This is a genomic window from Bordetella parapertussis, assembly GCF_020735925.1.
Lineage (GTDB): Bacteria > Pseudomonadota > Gammaproteobacteria > Burkholderiales > Burkholderiaceae_B > Bordetella > Bordetella pertussis.
This window is the reverse complement of sequence record NZ_CP085971.1, coordinates 650,627-670,833: the sequence shown is the minus strand read 5'-3', so window position 1 is coordinate 670,833 and position 20,207 is coordinate 650,627. Positions and strand designations below refer to the sequence as shown.

Sequence of the window (20,207 nt, the reverse complement as noted above, 5' to 3'; positions counted from 1 at the left end):
GCCGCCTCAGGCCGGCGTCACGCCGGCCTCGCGCGCGGCCGTGCCCCAGCGCGCGATCTCCTCGCCCAGGAAGGCCGAGAACGCTGCCGGGGTCGAGGCATGCAGCTCCACCGCCTGCTCGGCGAACTGGCGCGCCAGTTCGGGTTCCTGCGCCACCAGGTTGATCTGCGCGTTCAGGCGCGCCACCACGGCGGCCGGGGTCGACGCCGGCACGAACACGCCGTGCCAGGTGGTCGCCGCGAATTTCGGAATCACGGTTTCGGCCAGGGTCGGCACGTCGGGCAGCACCGCGGCGCGTTGCGGACTGGTGGCGGCGATCGCACGCGCCCGCCCTTCCCGGATAGCGGGCAGCGCCGTGCTCAGGGCGTCGAGCATGAAGTGCACCCGCCCGCCGATCAGGTCCACCATGGCCGGCGCCGTGCCCTTGTACGGGGCATGCGTGGCCTGCGTACCGGTTTCCTGCAGCATCAGCTCCACCGCAAGGTGGGTGATGTTGCCCACGCCGCCCGAGCCATAGCTCAGCTTGCCCGGATTGTCCCTGAGGTACTGCACGAATTGCGCGGGCGTGGCGACGCTGGCGGGCAAGGCGGGGCCCGCGATGATGATGGCGGGAATCGAGGCCGGCATCGCCACGGCGGCCAGGTCGCGCGCGGGGTCGTAGCCCATCTTGCTGTACAGCGCCGGCGCGATCGCGATGCCCGACGAATGGTAGAGCGCGGTATAGCCATCGGCCGCGGACTTGGCGACGAACTCGCTGGCGATGTTGCCGCCGGCGCCGGGCTTGTTCTCGACGATGAACTGCTGGCCCAGCCGCTCGGCCAGGCGGGCGGCGATCCGGCGCGCCACCACGTCGGTCGGCCCGCTCGCGGCGTAGGGCAGGATCAGCCGGATGGGCCGCTCGGGCCAGGCGCCGGCACTTCCGTGCGCGAACGGAAAGGCGGTCATGCCGGCCATTCCCGCCATCGCGGTGAGCATGCGGCGACGATTGCTGTTCATGCGTGTCTCCCTGGTCTGTTGTCGTTATGGAATCTGGCGTGTGCGCATCATGCGCAAAGGCGTATAGACGAGGACCGGCTCCCCGTGCTGGTTCACCACGGTATTGCGGGTGCGCACCAGGCCGCGGCCGGGCCTAGAGGTCATGCGCCGCTGCACGACCTCGCACTCCACATGCAGGGTATCGCCGACGAACGTCGGCCCCTTGATGTCCAGCTCGGCGTTCAGGAAGGCGATCCCCGCGGCCTGGAAAGAAGGCGCGACCAGCCCTTCGGCGAATACGTAGACCAACCCGCCGGGCACCACGCGTCCGGTTATCCCCATGTGCGCGCGGTCGGCGGGCTCGCCGTTGCTGAACAGTTCCTCGGTCAGCCAGGTCAGGTTGACGAAGTTGACCAGGTCGGTTTCGGTGACGGTGCGCTTGCGCGTGCCGAAGCGCGTGCCCGGCTCCAGGTCTTCCCAGTAGATGCGCACTTCGGTATCGAGCAGGGTCATGGCGGCGGGCTCCTCAATAGGATTTGGGCAGTCCGAGCACTTTCTCGGCGACGAAATTCAGGATCATCTGCGGACTGATGGGCGCGATGCGCGGAATCAGCGCCTCGCGCAGGTAGCGCTCGACGTGGTATTCCTTCGCGTAGCCGTAGCCGCCATGCGTCATCACCGCGGCCGTGCACGCCTTGAAGCCCGCTTCGGCCGCCAGGTACTTGGCGGCGCTGGCTTCGGTGCCGCAGGACTCGCCGCGGTCGAACCTGGCCGCCGCGTGGAAGGTCATCAGGCTGGCCGCTTCCAGTTCCATCCAGCTTTCGGCCAGAGGATGCTGCACGCCCTGGTTCTGGCCGATGGGGCGGTCGAACACGACCCGCTCCCTGGCGTACCGGGCCGCCCGGGCCAGGGCGCAGCGCCCCAGGCCCACCGCCTCGGCCGCGACCAGGACGCGCTCGGCGTTCATCCCATGCAGGATGTAATGAAAACCCTTGCCCTCGTCGCCGACCAGGTCGTCGGCCGGGATTTCCAGGCCATCGATGAACAGCTGATTGCAGTCGACCGCCTTGCGGCCCATCTTGGGGATCTCGCGCACCTCGATGCGGGCGCGGTCGAAGTCCGTATAGAACAGGCTGAGCCCGTCGGTCTTCCTGCCGACCTGCTCCAGCGGCGTGGTGCGCGCCAGCAGCAGGACCTTCTCGGCGATGCTGGCCGTGGAGATGAAGGTCTTGGCGCCATGCACGACATAACGGTCGCCCTTGCGCACCGCCATGGTCTTGAGCTGCGTGGTGTTCAGGCCGGTATTGGGCTCGGTCACCGCGAAACAGGTACGCTCCTCGCCGCGGATCAGGGGCGGCAGCACACGCTGCTTCTGCGCCTCGGTGCCGAACTTCACCACCGGGTTGAGCCCGAAGATATTCATGTGCAGGGCCGACGCGCCGCTCATGCCGGCGCCCGATTCGGCCACGGCCTGCATCATCACCGCGGCCTCGGTTATGCCCAGCCCCGACCCGCCATAGGCCTGGGGAATGCAGATTCCCAGCCAGCCGGCCTCGGCGATGGCGCGGTGGAAGTCGTCCGGGAAGCCGCCGTCCTGGTCCTTGCGATACCAGTAGTCGGCGTCGAAGGGACGGCACGCCTGCAGGATGGCGTCACGGATTTCGTGATGTTCGGGCGACAGCGTGGAGTCCATGAACGGACAGTCTCCTGATGGATTCGGATGGCGGCATCACCGCGGTGAACCTATGCTAGGGAGTCCGTGCGCAAAGCGGAAATACCGATTGCGTCTCGTGCAATACACGCCATCTATCGCGGCGCGCGGGCGCGGGGTTGTGCCGCCGCGCGGGACGGCGCTAAGCTGCGGACTTGCAATCACATTTCGGAGATTGGCGAACCATGGACGCAGACCACGCCGACACCCGCCTGGCCGCCGTCGCCGCGGCGATTGCGGATCCCGCACGCGCGCGCATGCTGTGCAGCCTGCTCGACGGCTGCGCGCGGACCGCGACCGAACTGGCCGCGCTGGCCGACATCGGCGCCTCCAGCGCGAGCGCGCACTTCGCCCGCCTGCGCGCGCAGGGCCTGGTCGAACTGGCCGTGCAGGGCAAGCACCGCTACTACCAGCTGGCCGACGCCGACGTGGCGCAGGCGCTGGAAGCGCTGCTGGTGGTGGCCGGCGTGCCGCGCGCGCCGTTCAAGCCCGCCACGCCCGGGCCGCTGTGCCACGCCCGCACCTGCTACGACCACATGGCCGGCACGGTGGCGGTGCGCCTGCACGACGCCATGCTGGCGCAGCGCTGGCTGCAGCCCGATGGACGCGATTACCGGGTCACCCCGGCCGGCGCGGCGGCGCTGACCAGCCTGGGGCTGGACCTGGGCGTCATCGGCCGCCAGCGGCGCCGCCACGCCTATGCCTGCCTGGACTGGAGCGCGCGCCGCCCGCACCTGGGCGGCGCGCTGGGCGCGGCGCTGCTGCAGTGTTGCCTGCAGCATGGTTGGGTAGAGCAGCAGCTGGATTCGCGCGCCTTGCGCGTCACCGCGCAAGGCGCGCGCCGCTTCGACGCCTGGTGCCGGCCGCGCGGCCGGCTGGCCGACGCGGCGTAAAGGGCGCGCGCGCCCCGCTGGATCAGGCGGCCGAACCCTTGTTGGCGAACAGGTTGCGGATGATGCCTACGATCAGCGTCAGCACCGCGCCGCCTATGCCCCCGCCCACTACGTCGCCGACGATGGCGCCGACGTTCATGCCGCTGGCCGCGCCGCCGGCCATGGCCGCGATCGCCGGCCCCAGCCAGGTGCCGCCGGCCAGGCCGCCTATGGCCCCCGCAATGGTGTTGCCCGTCGTGCCGAGATTGAGCGAGTGCGCCGCCTTGGCCAGGCCATTGCCGCCGGCCGCTCCGGCCACGAGCTGGATGACGAGATTGATGATGGTGGCTGAATCCATGATGCCCTCCGCAAGGATAGATACATCGGTTGAACTCACGCTGCGTGACGCCGGCCATGTCCCCGGCCGGCACTGCCGCCACGGGGACATGATGTGCCCAAAACCCGCGCCCGTCCTGGTTTTGCCGGCAAAAACCGCCGAAAGGTGGTGAAAAGGAGACAAACCCCCTTCCCGGCGTGCCCATCCCCGAAGGGGGAAATCCTGACCCCTGCGGGGACAGGCACCCGCCGCACCCGCAAACTCCCGGCATCCCGGTGCCTGTCCCCGCAGGGGGACTGGCACCTCGCCTCCCTCACCGGATGAACAGGCGATACGAGGGATTGGCCGTCTCGTCCCGGAACGGATAGCCGATGCGCGTCAATGCCTGCGGCACCAGGTGGCGCTCGTCGGCCGGCACCTGCAGGCCGGCCACCACGCGGCCGTCGGCCGAGCCGTGGTTGCGGTAGTGGAACATGGTGATGTTCCAGCGGCCGCCCAGTTTGCTCAGGAAGTCGAACAGCGCGCCGGGACGCTCGGGGAACTCGAAGCGGAACACCTGCTCGTCGTCGATCTGGTTGGCGCGCCCGCCCACCATGTGGCGCACGTGCAGCTTGGCCAGTTCGTCGTCGCTGAGGTCCTGCACCGCGAAGCCCTGGCCGCGCAGCCCGGCCAGCAGCGCATCGCGCCGGTCGTGCTCGGGATGGGTCCGCACCCCGACGAAGATCTGCGCCTCGTCGCCGGGATGGTAGCGATAGTTGAATTCGGTGATCTGGCGCGGCCCCAATGCCGCGCAGAAGGCCTTAAAGCTGCCCGGCCGCTCGGGGATGGTCACCGCGATCAAGGCTTCGCGCTGCTCGCCCAGCGCGGCGCGCTCGGCCACGTGCCGCAGGCGGTCGAAGTTGATGTTGGCGCCCGAGTCGATCGCCACCAGGGTGCGCCCGGCCGCCTCGCCGCGCTCGGCGTACTTGCGCAGGCCCGCCACCGCCAGCGCGCCGGCCGGTTCGGTGATGGAGCGGGTATCGTCGTAGATGTCCTTGATGGCGGCGCAGATTTCATCGTTGGTGACGCAGATCACCTCGTCGACATGGTCGCGGCAGATCTCGAAATTGTGATGGCCGATCTGCGCCACCGCCACGCCGTCGGCGAAGGTGCCCACGCGGTCGAGCACCACGCGCCGGCCCGCCGCCAGCGCGGCCTGCAGGCAGTTCGAATCCACCGGCTCGACGCCGATGATGCGGATCTCCGGACGCACATGCTTGACGTAGGCGGCCACGCCCGCGATCAGGCTGCCGCCGCCGACCGGCACGAAAATGGCGTCCAGGCGGCCCGGATGCTGGCGCAGGATCTCCATGCCCACCGTGCCCTGGCCGGCGATCACGTCGGGATCGTCGTACGGCGGGATGAACACCCTGCCCTCGCGTTCAGCCAGCGCCTGCGCGTGCGCCAGCGCCGCCGGAAAGGCGTCGCCATGCAGCGCCACCTGCGCGCCGTGCGCCAGCACGCCGTCGATCTTCAGCTCGGGCGCGGTGCGCGGCATGACGATGAGCGCCGGAATGCCCAGGCGCGCGGCGGCCAGCGCCAGCCCTTGCGCATGGTTGCCGGCCGAGGCGGCGATGACGCCGCGGCGGCGCTCCTCGGCGCTCAACTGCGCGACGCGGTTGTAGGCGCCGCGGATCTTGAACGAGAACACCGGCTGCAGGTCTTCGCGCTTGAGCAGCACGCGGCAATCCAGCTGGCGCGACAGGCGCGGCGCCGCTTGCAGCGGCGTCTCCAGCGCGACGTCGTAGACCGGCGCGGAAAGCGTCTTGCGGGCGTAGTGGGCAAGCAGATCGGCGCGCGCCGGCGGCGCGGTGCGCGGCTCGGCGGTCGTCGGGGCGGTGGCGGTATCGGACATGAAGGCTCCTGGTTTCGGATACGCCCAGGAGACAGAAAAGGAAAACCCGCCTCGAGGGCGGGTTTTCTGGGAATTCGTAGGCTAACCCGCCACTGCTGGAATGGCGGTAATAATGCTCTGGCCGGGGGAAGTCGCACGCGGATCCATAAGCAACAACGTTATTCCCTTTTGCCGGCGCCGTCAAACGGCGCCCGGCTTGCCGCCCGCGCCGCGCGTGCGCGCCCAGCGCTGCATGGCCGCGTCCAGCGCATTGGCGAAGGCGCGCCGGTCGGCCTGCCCGAACGCGGCCGGCCCGCCGATATCGACGCCGCCGGCGCGCAGTTCTTCCATCATGTCGCGCATGGTCAGGCGCTCGCCGATGCTGCCGGCGTCGAACACCTCGCCGCGCCAGCTCATGGCCGCCACGCCCTTGCCCACCACCTCGGCCGCCAGCGGAATGTCGGCGGTGATCACCAGGTCGCCGGGCACGGCGCTGGCCACGATGTGCGCATCGGCCACGTCGAAGCCGCGCGGCACCTGCACCGCGCGCATCCACGGCGAGGCCGGCACGCGCAGCAGCTGGTTGGCCACCAGCGTCACCGGCACCTGCCAGCGTTGCGCCGCGCGCCACAGGATGTCTTTCACTTCTGCCGGACAGGCGTCGGCATCGACCCAGATGTTCATGCGGGCATTATGGGCCATGGCGCGGCGATTGGGGCGGCCCGTTTCGGCCCGGCGCGCCGATGCGCTTTAATACGCCCATGGAACACACCCACGACCCCGCGCAGCGCCTGACCGAGCTGGAGATCAAGGCCGGCTTCGCGGCAGACCTGCTCGAACAACTCAACCAGATCGTGGTGCGCCAGCAGCGCCAGATCGATGCGCTGGCGCGCGAAGTGGCCGAGCTGCGCCAGCAGGTGCCGGCCGGCGGCGCCGGCGCGCCGCGCAGCCTGCGCGACGACCTGCCGCCGCACTACTAGCCGGCCCGCGCCGCTAGATCGCCCGGTCCACCAGCAGCGCGTCGACCGGGCCGATGCTTTCGAAGTCGCGGTTGGCGTACGACATCTTGTGCAGCACGTAGCGCATGGCGTTCAGGCGCGCGCGCTTCTTGCAATCCGAACGCACCACGATCCACGGCGAATCGGCCGTGTCGGTATGGGCGAACATGTCCTCCTTGGCCTGCGTGTAGGCGTCCCACTTGTCCAGCGAGGCCATGTCCACCGGGCTCAGCTTCCACTGCTTGAGCGGATGCACCTGGCGCTCCTTGAAGCGGCGATGCTGCTCCTGCTGGCTGACCGAGAACCAGAACTTGATCAGGTGCGTGCCGCTGCGGATCAGGTGGCGCTCGAACTCGGGCACCTGGTGCATAAAGGCCTCGTACTCGTCCTGCGAGCAAAAGCCCATGACGCGCTCGACGCCGGCGCGGTTGTACCAGGAACGGTCGAACAGCACGATCTCGCCGGCCGTCGGCAGGTGCTGCACGTAGCGCTGGAAGTACCACTGGCCACGCTCGGAGTCGGACGGCTTTTCCAGCGCCACCACGCGCGCGCCGCGCGGATTGAGGTGTTCCATGAAGCGCTTGATGGTGCCGCCCTTGCCGGCCGCGGCGCGCCCTTCGAACAGGATCACCACGCGCTGGCGCGTTTCGCGCACCCAGGCCTGCAGCTTCAGCAGCTCGACCTGCAGGCGGTACTTCTGTTTTTCGTAGGCGCGGCGCGACATGCGGTTGCGGTACGGATAGCCGCCCTCGCGCCAGTCGGTGGCCAGTTCGTCGTCGGGGTGGTTCGGATCACGCGCGCGCCACGGCACCTGCCCGCCGGTCAGCAGCAGTTCGCGCAGCTGGGCGGTTTCGTCGGGCGACAGGCCATCGAGCAGGGTCTTGACCGTGTCGCGCACGCGCGCCGGTTCGACCTTGGAGGTATTGCGCAGCACTTCCAGCAGGCTGGCGGCCTGGTCGACGGCGGCGGCCTCGATGGCGGCCTGCACGGTCTGGCGCTCGGCCTGCCCGGCCGTCTGGACGGGCATTTCGCCGCGCTGCCGCGAGCGGGCGGGCGGTCCGGTGCGCGGCGAGACCACGCGTTGGGATTTGCTGGGGGTGGACTTTTTCATTGCAGGAACAGTATCAGACAACGCGGACTTCGGCATGACGCCTATGAACTGTCGCGGTCGGCGGCGCGCAGGATGTCGTACAGTTTGTCCTTCAGGCGCAGCTTTTCCTTCTTCAGGTTCTCGATGTTGCCGCTGGAGGCGGGAACGATCCCGGCCTCCATGTTCTGGATTTCCTGATCGAGCTCGTTGTGGCGCTGGAACAGCGCCGTGAAATGCGGGTCCTCCGCTTTGAGTCGGGTAATGACATGGCGATACTCTGGAAACATGGCGTCCTCCTGGCAAGGCCGGAAAAAATCGCGCGGCGGGCCGGCGGCCGGCCGCGCCCGCCGCATTGCCGATCACATCGCAAGCCCATGGCCTTGTCAACCGGCCGCCCGGCGGGCCCGGCGCCGGCCTTGCCCGGCCCGCCCGCCCGCCGCGCCGCCGGCGCTTTCGGCGGCGCGCCGCGGCGCCGCCCGGCTGCGCCCTTGCGGCCCCGGCGCTACGCTGGCGAATCCGCCTGTCCGCAAGGAGTCGCCATGATCCGTTCCCGCCTGCTACCGGCCGCCGCGCTGGCGCTGCTGACCGGCTGCGCCAGCCAGTTGCCGCCCGCCGACAGCACCGCCATGGCCGACGCCATCTGGTTCGGCGGCCCCATCGTCACCATCGATGCGCACACGCCCTCGGCGCGCGCCGTCGCGGTCAGGGACGGCCGCATCATGGCGGTGGGCCGCGAGCACGCCGTCCTGCGCTATCGCGGCCCGGACACCCGCATGCACGACCTGCGCGGCGCCACGCTGCTGCCCGGCTTCGTCGACGCCCACAGCCATGTCAGCACCGTCGGCATGCAGGCCCTGAGCGCCAACCTGCTGCCGCCGCCGGACGGGCCCAACGCCAGCATCGCTGACCTGCAGAACACCTTGCGCCAATTCCGCCGCAACTCCGACCTGCCGCGCCAGTTCGGCATGCTGCTGGGCTTCGGCTACGACGACTCGCAACTGCAGGAACGCCGCCACCCCAACCGCGATGACCTGGACGCGGTGGCGCGCGACCTGCCGGTGGTGGCCATCCACCAGTCGGGCCACGTGGGCGTGCTCAACAGCGCCGCGCTGGCCGCCGCCGGCATCGGTGCGGCCAGCCGCGCGCCCGATGGCGGGGTCATCGGCCGGCGCAAGGGCAGCCGCGAACCCGACGGCGTGCTCGAGGAAAACGCCTTCTTCGCCGCGCTCGCGCGCCTGTTCCCGCGCCTGACGCCCGAGCAGGCGGTGGCCATGCTCGATGCCAGCCAGCAGCTGTACATCCGCAACGGCTACACCACCATCCAGGATGGCCGCGCCGCGCCCGACCAGGTGCGCATCGCCGAGCTGGCCGCGCGCCAGGGCAAGCTGGTGGCCGACGTGGTGGCCTATCCCGATATTCTCGCCCCCGGCACGCCCGCCCTGATGCAGGCGCCCTGGTTCCGCCCGGCCGGCGAACCGGTGCGCTACCAGCGGCGCTTTCGCATCGGCGGCGTGAAGCTGACGCTGGACGGCTCGCCGCAGGCCAAGACCGCCTGGCTGAGCGAGCCGTATTTCGTGCCTCCGCCCGGCCAGAACCGCAAATACGCCGGCTACGGCGTGGTCAGCGACGCGCGCGCGGCGCAGCTGTACGGGCTGGCGCTGGCCAACCGCTGGCAGATCCTCACCCATGCCAACGGCGACCGCGCCATCGACCAGATGATCGCCGCCCTGCGCCAGGCCGAGCAGGCCCATCCCGGCGTGGACGTGCGCCCGGTGCTCATCCACGGCCAGACGCTGCGCCAGGACCAGATCCCGGCGCTGAAGTCGCTGGGCGTGCTGGCCTCGCTGTTTCCCATGCACACCTATTACTGGGGCGACTGGCATCGCGACTCGGTGCTGGGCCCGCGGCGCGCCGAGAACATCTCGCCGATGCGCTGGGTGACCGACGCCGGCATGCCGGTCACCTCGCACCACGACGCGCCGGTGGCCTTCCCGGATTCGATGCGGGTGCTGTCGGCAACGGTCAACCGCATCACGCGCAGCGGCCACGTGCTCGGGCCGCACCAGCGGCTGGATCCGCTCACCGCCCTCAAGAGCATGACGCTGTGGGCCGCCTACCAGCACTTCGAGGAAGACGACAAGGGCTCCATCACGCGCGGCAAGCTGGCCGATTTCGTCGTGCTGTCGGGCAATCCGCTGGAAGTCCCGCCCGCCACGCTGGCCGGCCTGAAGGTGCTGCAGACCGTCAAGGAAGGCCGGGTGATCTTCGACCGCGCCAGCGCGGTCGGCACGCCGGCGCCCTCGCCGCTGGGACGGCGCAGCGCGCCGCGCCCGCCCGCCTGAGGCCGCCGCGTTATGCTGGCCGAACCCGCCACGCCCTCCGGAGGCCCCATGCCGCAAGGCCGCTTCATCGCGTTGCGCAGCGCCGAGCCCGGCGTCAGCGCGGTCGCCGCGCAATCGCGCCACGCCTTCGCCCGCCACACGCACGACCAGTACGGCGTGGGCCTGATGACGCGCGGCGCGCAGCGCTCGGCCAGCGGACGCGGCCCCGTGCAGGCGCGCGCCGGCGAGCTCATCACCGTCAATCCGGGCGAGGTGCATGACGGCGCCCCGCTGGGCGAGGGCGAGCGCGCCTGGTGCATGCTGTATTTCGAGCCCGCCCTGATCGCCCAGGCGGCCGCCGGGCTGGACGGCGACGCGGGCAGCTACGAATTCCACCTGCCGGTGCTCGGGCACGCGGCGCTGGCCGCCGCGTTCGCGCGCCTGTATGCCTGCGTCACCACGCCCGGCGCCGCGCCGCTGGCGCGCGACGCCGCCCTGCTGCAGTTGCTGGCGGGGCTGCGCCGCCCCGACCCGGGCCGCGCGCCGGCACGCCTGCCCCACCCCGGCATCGCCCGCGCGCGCCAGCGGATCGACGACGACCCGGCCGCCGCGCTCACGCTGGCCGACCTGGCGCAGGCCTGCGGCCTGAGCCGCTACCAGGTGCTGCGCGGGTTCGCCCACGCCACCGGCCTGCCGCCGCACGCCTACCAGACGCAGCGACGCCTGCAGCTGGCGCGCCGCCTCATCCTGCAAGGCGTGCCGCTGGCCGAGACGGCGGCGGCCTGCGGCTTTGCCGACCAGAGCCACCTGAGCCGGCTGTTCGCGCGCAGCTACGGCATGACGCCCGGCCGCTACGCGCGCGCCGCGCGCTAGACCCGCCGCGCCGCAATTTCGTTCAAGACCGCCGGCCTGGCATGCGCCTATGCTGCCGGCCATGTCCCGTTCTTCCTCACCGCCCCTGGCCCCCGCCCGCCGCACGCGCGGCGGCCATGCCTGCCTGGCCCTGGCCATGGTGCTGGCCGGCAGCACCGTGCCGGCCAGCAAGCTGATCGCCGCCGAGGTGGCGCCCTTTACCGCCACCGCCATCCGGCTGGGCCTGGCCCTGCCGGTTTTCCTGCTGCTGATGCGCGCGACCGGCGCGCGCTGGCCGCGGCCCGGCCGGCGCGATGCCTGCCTGCTGGCGCTGCAGGCCGCCGCCGGCAGCGTCGGCTACACCGCGCTGCTGATCGCCGGGCTGCGCCTGACCTCGGCCGCCGACGCGGCCGTCGTCATCGGCACGCTGCCCGCCGTGACCGCGCTGCTGGCCATGGCGGTGCTGCGCGAGCGGCCGCCGCCGCGCACGCTGGCGGCCATCGCGCTGGCCGCCGCGGGCGTGCTGGTGCTGGTCGGCGGCCGCACGGACGACGCGCCCGGCTCGCTGGCCGGCAACCTGCTGGTGCTGGGCGCGGTGGTCTGCGAGGGGCTGTTCATCCTGCTCAGCAAGCGCCTGCGCGCGCCCATTGCGCCGCTGCCGCTGTCGGCCGCGCTGACGGCCATCGGCGCGGTCCTGGCCGGCGCCGCCGCGCTTGCCGAGGCGCCCTGGCACGCCGCCTTCGGCAGCCCCGCCCTGGCCGTGCTGGCTTACTACGCGTGGCTGCCCACCGTGGCCGGCTTCGTGCTCTGGTACGCCGGGCTGGCGCGCGCCAGCGCCAGCGAAGCGGCGCTGTTCACGGCCCTGGCGCCGGTGGCCGCCGTACTGCTGGCCGCGCTGGCGCTGGGCGAAACCGTCGGGCCGCGCCAGGCCGCCGGCATCGGCTGCGTGCTGGCCGCCGTACTGGCGCTGCGGCCGGGCGGCGACAAGCAATCCCAAAAAGAGAACATTAAATAGCAAGTTGTTCTTTTTTTCGGATAGAAGCGCTATGCTGGCGGCTCTGCTACCCGAGCCCCGCCGATGGAACTGGCCGAACTGGAAATCTTCCGCGCCGTCGCGCGCACCGAGAGCGTGACCCGCGCCGCGCACGCGCTGGCGCGCGTGCAATCCAACGTGACCACGCGGCTGCGCCAGCTGGAAGACAGCCTGGGCGTGACGCTGTTCCTGCGCGAGAACAAGCGCATGACGCTGACCCCGGATGGCCGCCGCCTGCTCGCCTACGCCGAGCGCCTGCTGGCCCTGGCCGAGGAAACGCGTCAGGCCATGCGCGCCGACACGCCGGCCGGGCGGCTGCGCCTGGGCGCGATGGAAAGCGCCGCCGCCAGCCGCCTGCCGCAGCCGCTGGCCAGCCTGCACGCGCAATGGCCGGACCTGGCCATCGACCTGCACACCGGCACCACGCAATGGCTGGCCGGCCAGGTCGCCGCGTGCCGGCTCGATTGCGCCGTCATCGCGCATCCCGCCGCCAGCCCGGCCGACACCGCCATGGCGCCGCTGCACCCCAGCCTGCGCGGCGCCTACCTGTATTCCGAAGAACTGCTGCTGGCGCTGCCGCCCGGCCATCCGCCGGTGCGCACGCCGCAGGACATACAGGTGCGCACGCTGGCCGCGTTCGCGCAGGGCTGCACCTACCGGCTGTGCGCCGAGCAATGGCTGGACATGGCCGGCGTGCGTGTCATCGAAATGGCGTCTTACCACGCCATGATGGCCGGTGTGCTGGCGGGTTCGGCCATGGCCATCCTGCCGCGCTCGGTGCTGGCCCTGCACCCGGGCGCGGCGCTGGCGCGCACCGTGCCCGTGCGCACCGTGCCCTGCTTTCTGATCCACCGCGACGGCTACGACAGCGCCGCCCGACTCGCCCTGCTGCGCGCGCTGCAAGCGCCGCCAGCCCCATGATCCACGCCGACCCGGAGTCCGCCATGCCCGCCGCCTACGCCGCCACCCCGTTCGCCCAGCGCCTGGGCCTGACCCTGCCGGTGGTCCAGGCGCCCATGGCCGGCGTCAGCACACCGGCGCTGGCTGCCGCCGTCAGCAATGCCGGCGGGCTGGGCTCGCTGGGCCTGGGCGCCATGAACGCCGACGCCGCCCGCCAGGCCATCGCCCTGACCCGCGAGCAGACCATGCGGCCCTTCAACGTCAACCTGTTCTGCCACGCGCCGGCCACCGCCGACGCCGCGCGCGAAGCGCGCTGGCTGCAATACCTGGCGCCGCGCTTCGCCGAATTCGACGCGCAGCCGCCGGCCACGCTGCGCGAGGTCTACACCAGCTTCCTGGCCGACGACGACATGTTCGACATGCTGCTGGCCGAGCGGCCCGAAGTGGTCAGCCTGCACTTCGGCCTGCCGCCGGCTTCGCGCATCGCGGCGCTGCGCCAGGCCGGCATCTACCTGATGGCCACCGCCACCGATATGCGGGAAGCGGCGCGCATCGCCGCGGCCGGCGTCGACGCCATCGTGGCGCAGGGCATCGAGGCCGGCGGCCATCGCGGCATGTTCGACCCCGCCGCGCGCGACGAACAACTGGGCACCCTGGCGCTGACGCGCTTGCTGGCGCGCCGCTTCGATGCGCCGGTGATCGCCGCCGGCGGCATCATGGACGGCGCCGGCGTGGCCGCGGTGCTGGCGCTGGGCGCGCAGGCCGCCCAGTTGGGCACCGCCTTCATCAGCTGCCCCGAATCGTCGGCCGACATGCCGCACCGCCACGCCCTGCTGGACCAGGCCGAAGTCGCCACCACGCTGACGCGTGCCATCTCGGGCCGGCCGGCGCGCAGCATCGCCAACCGCTACACCGAACTGGGCGCGGCGGCCGACTGCCCGCCCACGCCCGACTATCCCATCGCCTACGATGCCGGCAAGGCCCTGCACGCTGCGGCCAGGGCGCGCGGCGACGCCAGCTACGCCGCGCAATGGGCCGGCCAGGCCACCGCCCTGTCGCGCGGCGTGCCCGCGGCCACGCTGATGCGCCAGCTGCAGGCCGAACTGAACGATTGCATCGGCCGGCTGGCGCGCTGAGCGCGGGCGCGCCTCAATCGCCGTAGAGCGCGGCGCGGATCGTGGCGCTGGCGCCCAGGCGGCGCGCCAAGTCGTCGGCGTGCTCGAGCACCAGCCGTTCGAAGCGCGGCACGTCCACCGTGCGCAGGCGCTCGGACGGCCCGGCCACGGTCAGCGCGCCGACGAAACGGTCGTCGTCGCCCACCACCGGCACCGACCAAGACGAGGTATAGGGGTCGCGCGCGCCGCACGAGAAAAACGGCAGGCGCTCGTCGCCGCCGGGCTGTCCTTGCGCCCAGACCGCGAACACGCGGCCAGTGGACGAGCGGTCCGGCGGCATGACGCTGCCGGCCAGCACCTGGCTGTGCAGGCCCACATAGGGCTGGTGACGAAACAGGCACAGGCGCTGGCCCGGCTGGTCGCCCTCGACGTAGTAGGCGGCGCTCTCGCCCGTCTGCCCCGACAGGCTTTCGAGCACCGGCATCACCACCCCCGACAGATTGAAGCCGCGCTCGTAGACGCGCGCCAGATAGAGCACGCGCGGGCCCAGCGAGTAGCGGCCGTCCGGCTCGCGCAGCACATAACCGCAGCGCGCCAGCGAATTCAGCAGGCGGAAGATGGTGGTCTTGTGCAGCGGCAGGCGGGCCGCGAACTCGGCCAGGCCCAGGCGCTCGTCACCCGGCTTGAAACAGTCCAGCACCGCCAGGGCGCGCTCCACCGCCACCACTCCGTCATTACTCATGTTCTCTCCAAAACCGCATGAATGCTTGCTTGTTGTACATAATACAACGACGTTTCATAAAAATATAATGGAGCCTTGCACAATTCGAGGAGCAAGGCAGTGGCAAGCGCGATCCTGGTGGTGACCGCCCATGTGGGCGATTTCGTATGGCGTTGCGGCGGCGCGATGGCCCTGCATGCCCAGCGCGGCGTGGACGTGCGCCTGGTGTGCCTGAGCTACGGCGAGAACGGCGAATCGAACGCCGCCTGGCAGGCCAATCCCGATGGCGCGCGCGACGAGGTCAAGCAGGTGCGCCGCGCCGAGGCCGAGGCGGCCGCCGCCATCCTGGGCGCAGCCGGCGTGGATTTCTACGATCTGGGCGACTACCCCATGCCCGAGTCGCCGGACGCGGTGCGGCGCCTGTCGCAGACGCTGCGCGCGGTGCGCCCGGCGGCGGTGATCACCCACCCCGAGCACGACCCCTCCAACCTGGATCACTGCCGCGCCTACGACATGGTGCTGCGCGCGCGCATGCAGGCCATGGCGCCCGGGCACGGCGCGGACTACATCGTGCCGCCGCAAGTGCTGTGCTTCGAGCCGCACCAGTCCGAGCTGTGCGGCTTCAAGCCCAACCTGCTGCTGGACATCAGCGCGGTGTGGGAACAGAAGCAGCGCGCCATGCAGGCGATGGCCACGCAGCGCAACCTGTGGGCCTATTACGAACGCGTCGCGCTGCAGCGCGGCGCGCAGGCCGGCCGCCGCGCCAAGACCACCGCCACGGCCTACGCCGAGGCCTACCAGAGCATCTTCCCCGCCGTCGTGCCGGCCTTCGTGGAGTAAGCGCCATGTCCGTCTCCCCTGCCCGGGACCTGAGCACCACCCTGCTGGCCGACGCCGGCGCCCGCGTCATGAGCGCCGGCATCAAGCCCCTGCGCGCCGGCTGGCATGTCCACGGCCGCGCGCTGACGGTGTCGGTCGATGCCGGCGACAACCTGGCCATCCACGCCGCGCTGGCGCAGGCGCGCCCCGGCGAAGTGCTGGTGATCGACGCCCAGGGCTACCTGGACCGCGCCGTCATGGGCGGCATCATGTGCGCCCAGGCCGCCGCCGTCGGCCTGGCCGGCGTCATCATCGACGGCGCCATGCGCGACCTGGCCGAACTGCGCGCCGGCACGCTGCCGGCGTACGCGCTGGGCGGCTCGCCGGCCGGCCCGACCAAGCGCGGCGGCGGCACGGTGCGCCGCGCCATCCGTTGCGGCGGCGTCGACGTGCGCCCGGGCGACTGGATCATGGCCGATGACGACGGCGTCGTGGTGTACCGCGACGACGAAGCCGAGGCGGTGCTGGCCGCCGCGCTGGCCAAGCAGCAAGCCGAAGCCGCCCGCATGGCCGCGATTGCCCGCGGCGAACTGCGGCCGGCCTGGCTGGACGACGCGCTGGCGCGCGCGCCCATCGACACGGGCGAATCCGCCTGACCCATACCCACACACACACACACTGGAGAAGACAATGTCCTTGAAGCACACGCTCGGCGCCCTGGCGCTGGCACTCGGCCTGCTGCCGGCCGGCCCGGCCGCCGCCGACTATCCCGAACGCCCGGTCCGCATGGTCATCCCGTTCGCCGCCGGCGGGCCGGCCGACATCGTGGGCCGCGAATTCGCGCAACTGTTCGGCCAGGCGCTGGGCCAGCCGGTGGTGGTGGTCAATGCCGGCGGCGGGCACGGCGTGCCGGCGCTCAACCAGGTGCTGGGCGCGCCCGCCGACGGCTATACGCTGCTGATGCCCGCCTCGGGCAACATGACCATCCCGTCCAAGGCCATGCAGGGCAAGGACGTGCTCGCGCTGCTGGCGCCGATCAGCCAACTGACCCAGAGCCCGCACGTGCTGGTGGTCACCGCCGGCCTGCCGGTGGACTCGGTGCAGAGCCTGATCGACTACGCCAAGGCGCATCCGGGCAAGGTCAACTTCGGCTCGGCCGGCGTGGGCGGCGTCGCGCACCTGGGCATGGAGCTGTTCAAGAGCCAGGCCAAGGTCGACGTGGTGCACGTGCCCTACCGCGGCACCTCGCAGGTCATCACCGACCTGGCCTCCGGCCAGGTGCAGGCGCTGTTCAGCAGCATGCCGTCGCTCAAGCCCATGATCGACAAGGGCGCGGTCAAGGCGCTGGCCATGAGCGCGCCCAGCAGCGGCGCCGATACCAGCAAGCTGCCGGTGGTATCCGCGACCCTGCCCGGCATGGCGTACACCACCTGGTATGGCCTGTTCGCCAAGGCCGGCACGCCGCCCGAGGTGCTGGAAAAACTGAACCAGGCCGTGGTCGAGACGCTGAAGGACCCCGAGCTGAACCGCAAGTTCGAGTCCGAGGGCGTGGAATTCGTCGCCAGCACGCCGCAGCAGCTCGAGGCGCTGGTGCGCCAGGACACGAAGAAGTGGACGGCGCTGATCGAGCAGGCCGGCATCCAGGTCGAGTAAGGCCTGCGGCGGGCAGCTAACCGCCCGCCAGGCGCGCGTCCATGCTGTTGGCCGCCAGCCGGCGCGCCTGGTCCTGCGTCATGCCCAGGTGTTCATGCAGGGCATGGAAGTTCTCGGTGATGTAGCCGCCGAAATACGCTGGGTCGTCCGAGTTCACCGTGACTTTGACGCCGCGCTCGAGCAGTTCGAGGATGTTGTGCTCGGCCATGCTGTCGAACACGCGCAGCCGCGTGTTCGACAGCGGACACACCGTCAGCGGTATCTGGGTATCGATCAGCCGTTCGATCAGCCGCTCGTCCTCGGCCGCGCGCACGCCATGATCGATGCGCCGCACTTGCAGCAGGTCGAGCGCTTCCCAGATGTATTCGGGCGGCCCTTCCTCGCCGGCATGCGCCACCGCGGGCAGCCCTGCGGCGCGCGCGCGCTCGAACACCCGCTGGAACAGCCGCGGCGGAAAGCCGCGCTCGCTGCTGTCCAGCCCCACCGCGATGAAGGCGTCGCGATACGGCAGCGCCTGCTCCAGCGTGCGCATGGCCGCCTCTTCGGGCAGGTGGCGCAGGAAGCTGAGGATCAGGCCGCCCTGGATGCCCAGCTGCGTACGACCGTCTTCCAGCGCCTGGGTAATGCCGGCCAGGACCGTCTCGAACGCGATGCCGCGATCGGTGTGCGTCTGCGGGTCGAAGAACGGCTCGGTGTGCACCACGTTCTGCTCGCGGCACTTGAGCAGGTAGGCCCAGGTCAGGTCGTAGAAATCCTGTTCGGTGCGCAACACCTCGGCGCCGCGGTAGTACAGGTCGAGGAATTCCTGCAGGTTGTCGTAGTCGTACGCCCGCCGCAGCGATTCGACGTCCGGCCACGGCAGCGCCACGCCATTGCGCCGGGCCAGTTCGAACATCAGTCCGGGTTCCAGCGTGCCTTCCAGGTGCAGGTGCAGTTCGGCTTTGGGCAGGGCATTGAGCCAGTCGTACATGATGGGTCTTCCGCAGTCGCTCACAGCCGTGATGTTAGCCGGCCGGACGGCGCCATTGGGTTTAGACTGGCGCCACCGACGTCCGCGAGCAGCCCGCCATGACCGACCCCGCCGCCACCCTGATCCGCCGCCTGGGCCTGCTGCCGCACCCCGAGGGCGGCCACTACCGCGAAACCTACCGCGCCGACGATGCCGTGACGCGCGCCGACGGCGCGCGCCGCGCGGCCAGCACCGCCATTCTGTACCTGCTGTGCGACGGCGCCTGGTCCACCTGGCATCGCATCCGCGCCGACGAGCTGTGGCATTTCCATGCCGGCGCGCCGCTGCACATCCACGTGCTGGCGTCCGACGGCGGCTACCGGCGCCTGCGGCTGGGCAACACGCTGGAAGATGCCGGCGCCGAGTTCCAGGCGGTGGTGCCGGCCGGCAGCTGGTTCGCCGCCGAGCTGGCCCGGCCGGGCGGCTACGCCTTGGCCGGCTGCACGGTGGCACCGGGCTTCGAATTCAGCGAGTTCAACTGGCCGACGCCACCGTGCTGCGGCGCCTGTACCCCGCGCAGGCCGACCTGATCGCGCGGCTGGCCCGCTAGGGGGCTTCAGCCAGGGCGTGCGCCACGAACTGGCGCGCATAGGACGGCAAGGCGTCGGGATCGCGCACGCACAGCATCAGGTCGCGCTCGGCCCAGTCGTCGGACAGGCGCAGGCGCCGGATGCGGCCCGCGCGCGCCGCGCGCAGGGCCGCGGTGCGCGGCACGATGGCCACGCCGATGCCATGCCCGACCATGTCGCAAATGGCGTCGAAGCTGCGCAGGCGCACGCGGTAATTGAGCACCTGCCCGGCGCGGCGCGCATGCTGGCCGATATGCGCCTGCAAGGCGCTGCCCTCGACCAGGCCGACGAAATCCAGCGCCGCCACGTCGGCCAGGCTGACCGCGGCGCGGCCCGCCAGCGCGTGCCCGCGCGGCACCGCCACCACCAGCGGATCATGGCGGAACGTGCGCGCCTGCAGGCCGTGCAGGTCGGCCGAATCGGCCAGCACGCCGATGTCGCACGTCCCGGCGCGCAGCGCATCGGCGATCTCGCGGCTCAGGCGCTCCTCCAGGTCGACCGACACTTGCGGGTGGGCGGCCAGGAAACCCGCCAGCACGGCCGGCAGGTGCTCGCTGAGCGCGGCCGTATTGCACAACAGGCGCACATGGCCCTTGAGCCCCTGGCCGTACTGGCCCAGTTCGCCGCGCAACCGGTCCATCTGCAGCAGCACGGCGCGCGCATGATGCAGCAGCGTGCGGCCGGCCGCGGTGGGCTGCACGCCATAGCGCTCGCGCAGCAGCAGCGCCACGCCCAGCGCGCCTTCCATGCCGCGCACCCGTTCGCTGGCCGAGGCCAGCGTCATGTGCGAGCGCCGCGCGCCGGCGGTGATGGTGCCGGCCTCGCATACGTTGAGGAACAGGCGCAGGTCGGTGAGGTCGAAACGCATGGCCCAGCGTAGCACGGCCAGCCTCTGGCCCGCCCTGATCCTGGATACGAGACATCCCGATAGGCCGGGGCGCGCCGGCGCCGCACAATGAACGCTCCCGCCGCACTCGCGGCGCCTTCGGAGCCCCGCCATGCATCCTCTTTCCCGCATCGCCGCCGCCCTGCTCGCCACGCTGCCGGTGTTCGCCGCGCAGGCCGACAGCCCCGCGCAGCAATACGGCCTGGCGCTGGAAGCCCAGACCGCCGGCGACTATCCGCGCATGCTGTCCCTGCTGCAAAGCGCCGCCGGCGCCGGCCACGCGCCGGCGCAACAGACGCTGGGCCTGGCGCTGCTGGGCGCCTACCAGATCGTGCAGGCACGCTGGTGAGCCGGCGCCTGTCCCGGTTGAGGCTGACACCTGCGGCAGGGCGTGGCGCCTGTCCCCGGACGGGCGCTGACATCCGCGGCGAGGTGTGCCTGTCCCCACTGGGACAGGCACACCGCTCTACGCC

The 20,207-nt window shown here is 71.3% G+C and carries 22 protein-coding genes and 1 pseudogene; 12 read left to right on the top strand and 11 right to left on the bottom strand.

All coding sequences use genetic code 11. From position 1 onward, the window contains the following. Window positions 1-6: 6 nt before the first annotated feature. The 3 genes from LK409_RS03145 to LK409_RS03135 are packed head-to-tail and all read right to left on the bottom strand — an operon-like array spanning window position 7 to window position 2,668. Entirely contained in the window at window positions 7-996 is a 990-nt protein-coding gene (locus LK409_RS03145; RefSeq protein WP_010927835.1) for a Bug family tripartite tricarboxylate transporter substrate binding protein, read from the bottom strand. A 24-nt stretch (window positions 997-1,020) separates the two neighbouring features. Continuing rightward, entirely contained in the window at window positions 1,021-1,488 is a 468-nt protein-coding gene (locus tag LK409_RS03140; RefSeq protein ID WP_003809198.1) for a MaoC family dehydratase, read from the bottom strand. A gap of 13 nt (window positions 1,489-1,501) precedes the next feature. After that, window positions 1,502-2,668, bottom strand: a complete 1,167-nt coding sequence (locus LK409_RS03135) for an acyl-CoA dehydrogenase family protein (RefSeq protein ID WP_010926114.1) — start codon at window positions 2,666-2,668, stop codon at window positions 1,502-1,504. A gap of 203 nt (window positions 2,669-2,871) precedes the next feature. On the opposite strand from LK409_RS03135, the gene LK409_RS03130 reads away from it, so the two are divergent. Continuing rightward, complete coding sequence (locus tag LK409_RS03130) at window positions 2,872-3,579, top strand: ArsR/SmtB family transcription factor (RefSeq protein WP_010927834.1); 708 nt, start codon at window positions 2,872-2,874, stop codon at window positions 3,577-3,579. A gap of 22 nt (window positions 3,580-3,601) precedes the next feature. Here LK409_RS03130 and LK409_RS03125 read toward each other — a convergent pair whose 3' ends face one another. From LK409_RS03125 to LK409_RS03115, 3 genes are all read right to left on the bottom strand, one after another. Continuing rightward, window positions 3,602-3,916, bottom strand: a complete 315-nt coding sequence (locus LK409_RS03125) for a hypothetical protein (RefSeq protein WP_010927833.1) — start codon at window positions 3,914-3,916, stop codon at window positions 3,602-3,604. A gap of 292 nt (window positions 3,917-4,208) precedes the next feature. Then, complete coding sequence (ilvA, locus tag LK409_RS03120) at window positions 4,209-5,789, bottom strand: threonine ammonia-lyase, biosynthetic (RefSeq protein ID WP_010927832.1); 1,581 nt, start codon at window positions 5,787-5,789, stop codon at window positions 4,209-4,211. Window positions 5,790-5,969: 180 nt separating this feature from the next. Then, on the bottom strand, window positions 5,970-6,452 hold the full coding sequence (locus tag LK409_RS03115; RefSeq protein ID WP_010927831.1) for a YaiI/YqxD family protein: 483 nt from the start codon (window positions 6,450-6,452) through the stop codon (window positions 5,970-5,972). A 77-nt stretch (window positions 6,453-6,529) separates the two neighbouring features. On the opposite strand from LK409_RS03115, the gene LK409_RS03110 reads away from it, so the two are divergent. Beyond that, window positions 6,530-6,748, top strand: a complete 219-nt coding sequence (locus tag LK409_RS03110; RefSeq protein WP_010927830.1) for a SlyX family protein — start codon at window positions 6,530-6,532, stop codon at window positions 6,746-6,748. A 13-nt stretch (window positions 6,749-6,761) separates the two neighbouring features. Here the strand turns inward: LK409_RS03110 and ppk2 are convergent, their stop codons facing one another. Continuing rightward, window positions 6,762-7,793, bottom strand: a complete 1,032-nt coding sequence (gene ppk2 / locus LK409_RS03105) for a polyphosphate kinase 2 (RefSeq protein WP_010927829.1) — start codon at window positions 7,791-7,793, stop codon at window positions 6,762-6,764. Window positions 7,794-7,918: 125 nt separating this feature from the next. Then, window positions 7,919-8,143: a YdcH family protein gene (locus tag LK409_RS03100; protein ID WP_003809185.1), complete on the bottom strand. Its 225-nt coding sequence runs from the start codon at window positions 8,141-8,143 to the stop codon at window positions 7,919-7,921. 252 nt (window positions 8,144-8,395) lie between these two features. On the opposite strand from LK409_RS03100, the gene LK409_RS03095 reads away from it, so the two are divergent. The 5 genes from LK409_RS03095 to LK409_RS03075 all read left to right on the top strand — a co-directional run bounded on the left by LK409_RS03095 (window position 8,396) and on the right by LK409_RS03075 (window position 14,098). Next, window positions 8,396-10,198 carry an amidohydrolase gene (locus LK409_RS03095; RefSeq protein ID WP_010927828.1) on the top strand — a complete coding sequence of 601 codons (1,803 nt, stop codon included), beginning with the start codon at window positions 8,396-8,398 and terminating at the stop codon, window positions 10,196-10,198. 48 nt (window positions 10,199-10,246) lie between these two features. Continuing rightward, window positions 10,247-11,050 (top strand): AraC family transcriptional regulator, encoded by an 804-nt coding sequence (locus tag LK409_RS03090; protein ID WP_003809179.1) that lies wholly within the window; start codon window positions 10,247-10,249, stop codon window positions 11,048-11,050. Between the two features lie 49 nt (window positions 11,051-11,099). Then, window positions 11,100-12,044, top strand: coding sequence for a DMT family transporter (locus tag LK409_RS03085; RefSeq protein ID WP_041937124.1), 945 nt, complete (start codon window positions 11,100-11,102; stop codon window positions 12,042-12,044). Window positions 12,045-12,107: 63 nt separating this feature from the next. Further along, window positions 12,108-12,983: a LysR family transcriptional regulator gene (locus LK409_RS03080; RefSeq protein ID WP_003809176.1), complete on the top strand. Its 876-nt coding sequence runs from the start codon at window positions 12,108-12,110 to the stop codon at window positions 12,981-12,983. Beyond that, the gene (locus tag LK409_RS03075; protein WP_041937123.1) at window positions 12,980-14,098 is read left to right on the top strand and encodes an NAD(P)H-dependent flavin oxidoreductase; all 1,119 of its coding nucleotides are present in this window, start codon (window positions 12,980-12,982) and stop codon (window positions 14,096-14,098) included. The genes LK409_RS03080 and LK409_RS03075 overlap by 4 nt, the downstream gene beginning before the upstream one ends. 13 nt (window positions 14,099-14,111) lie before the next feature. On the opposite strand, the gene LK409_RS03070 is transcribed toward LK409_RS03075, so the two are convergent. After that, window positions 14,112-14,819, bottom strand: a complete 708-nt coding sequence (locus LK409_RS03070) for an IclR family transcriptional regulator (RefSeq protein WP_003809171.1) — start codon at window positions 14,817-14,819, stop codon at window positions 14,112-14,114. Between the two features lie 99 nt (window positions 14,820-14,918). Here LK409_RS03070 and LK409_RS03065 point away from each other — a divergent pair, with 99 nt between their 5' ends. From LK409_RS03065 to LK409_RS03055, 3 genes are read left to right on the top strand one after another with little or no spacing between them, the layout of a single operon-like run. Continuing rightward, entirely contained in the window at window positions 14,919-15,638 is a 720-nt protein-coding gene (locus LK409_RS03065; RefSeq protein WP_003809169.1) for a PIG-L deacetylase family protein, read from the top strand. 5 nt (window positions 15,639-15,643) lie between these two features. Further along, window positions 15,644-16,273, top strand: coding sequence for an RraA family protein (locus LK409_RS03060; protein WP_003809168.1), 630 nt, complete (start codon window positions 15,644-15,646; stop codon window positions 16,271-16,273). A gap of 34 nt (window positions 16,274-16,307) precedes the next feature. Beyond that, the gene (locus LK409_RS03055) at window positions 16,308-17,270 is read left to right on the top strand and encodes a Bug family tripartite tricarboxylate transporter substrate binding protein (protein ID WP_010927825.1); all 963 of its coding nucleotides are present in this window, start codon (window positions 16,308-16,310) and stop codon (window positions 17,268-17,270) included. 16 nt (window positions 17,271-17,286) lie between these two features. Here the strand turns inward: LK409_RS03055 and LK409_RS03050 are convergent, their stop codons facing one another. After that, a complete protein-coding gene (locus tag LK409_RS03050) occupies window positions 17,287-18,240 on the bottom strand; it encodes an adenosine deaminase (protein ID WP_010926108.1) in 954 nt (317 codons plus the stop codon). Between the two features lie 98 nt (window positions 18,241-18,338). Here LK409_RS03050 and LK409_RS03045 point away from each other — a divergent pair. Then, a pseudogene (locus tag LK409_RS03045) lies at window positions 18,339-18,829 on the top strand (cupin domain-containing protein). Here LK409_RS03045 and LK409_RS03040 read toward each other — a convergent pair. Then, window positions 18,826-19,716 (bottom strand): LysR substrate-binding domain-containing protein, encoded by an 891-nt coding sequence (locus LK409_RS03040; protein ID WP_010927823.1) that lies wholly within the window; start codon window positions 19,714-19,716, stop codon window positions 18,826-18,828. The pseudogene LK409_RS03045 and the gene LK409_RS03040 overlap by 4 nt on opposite strands. Window positions 19,717-19,846: 130 nt before the next feature. Here LK409_RS03040 and LK409_RS03035 point away from each other — a divergent pair, with 130 nt between their 5' ends. Continuing rightward, window positions 19,847-20,083, top strand: coding sequence for a hypothetical protein (locus tag LK409_RS03035; RefSeq protein ID WP_010927822.1), 237 nt, complete (start codon window positions 19,847-19,849; stop codon window positions 20,081-20,083). The last annotated feature ends 124 nt before the right edge of the window (window positions 20,084-20,207 follow it).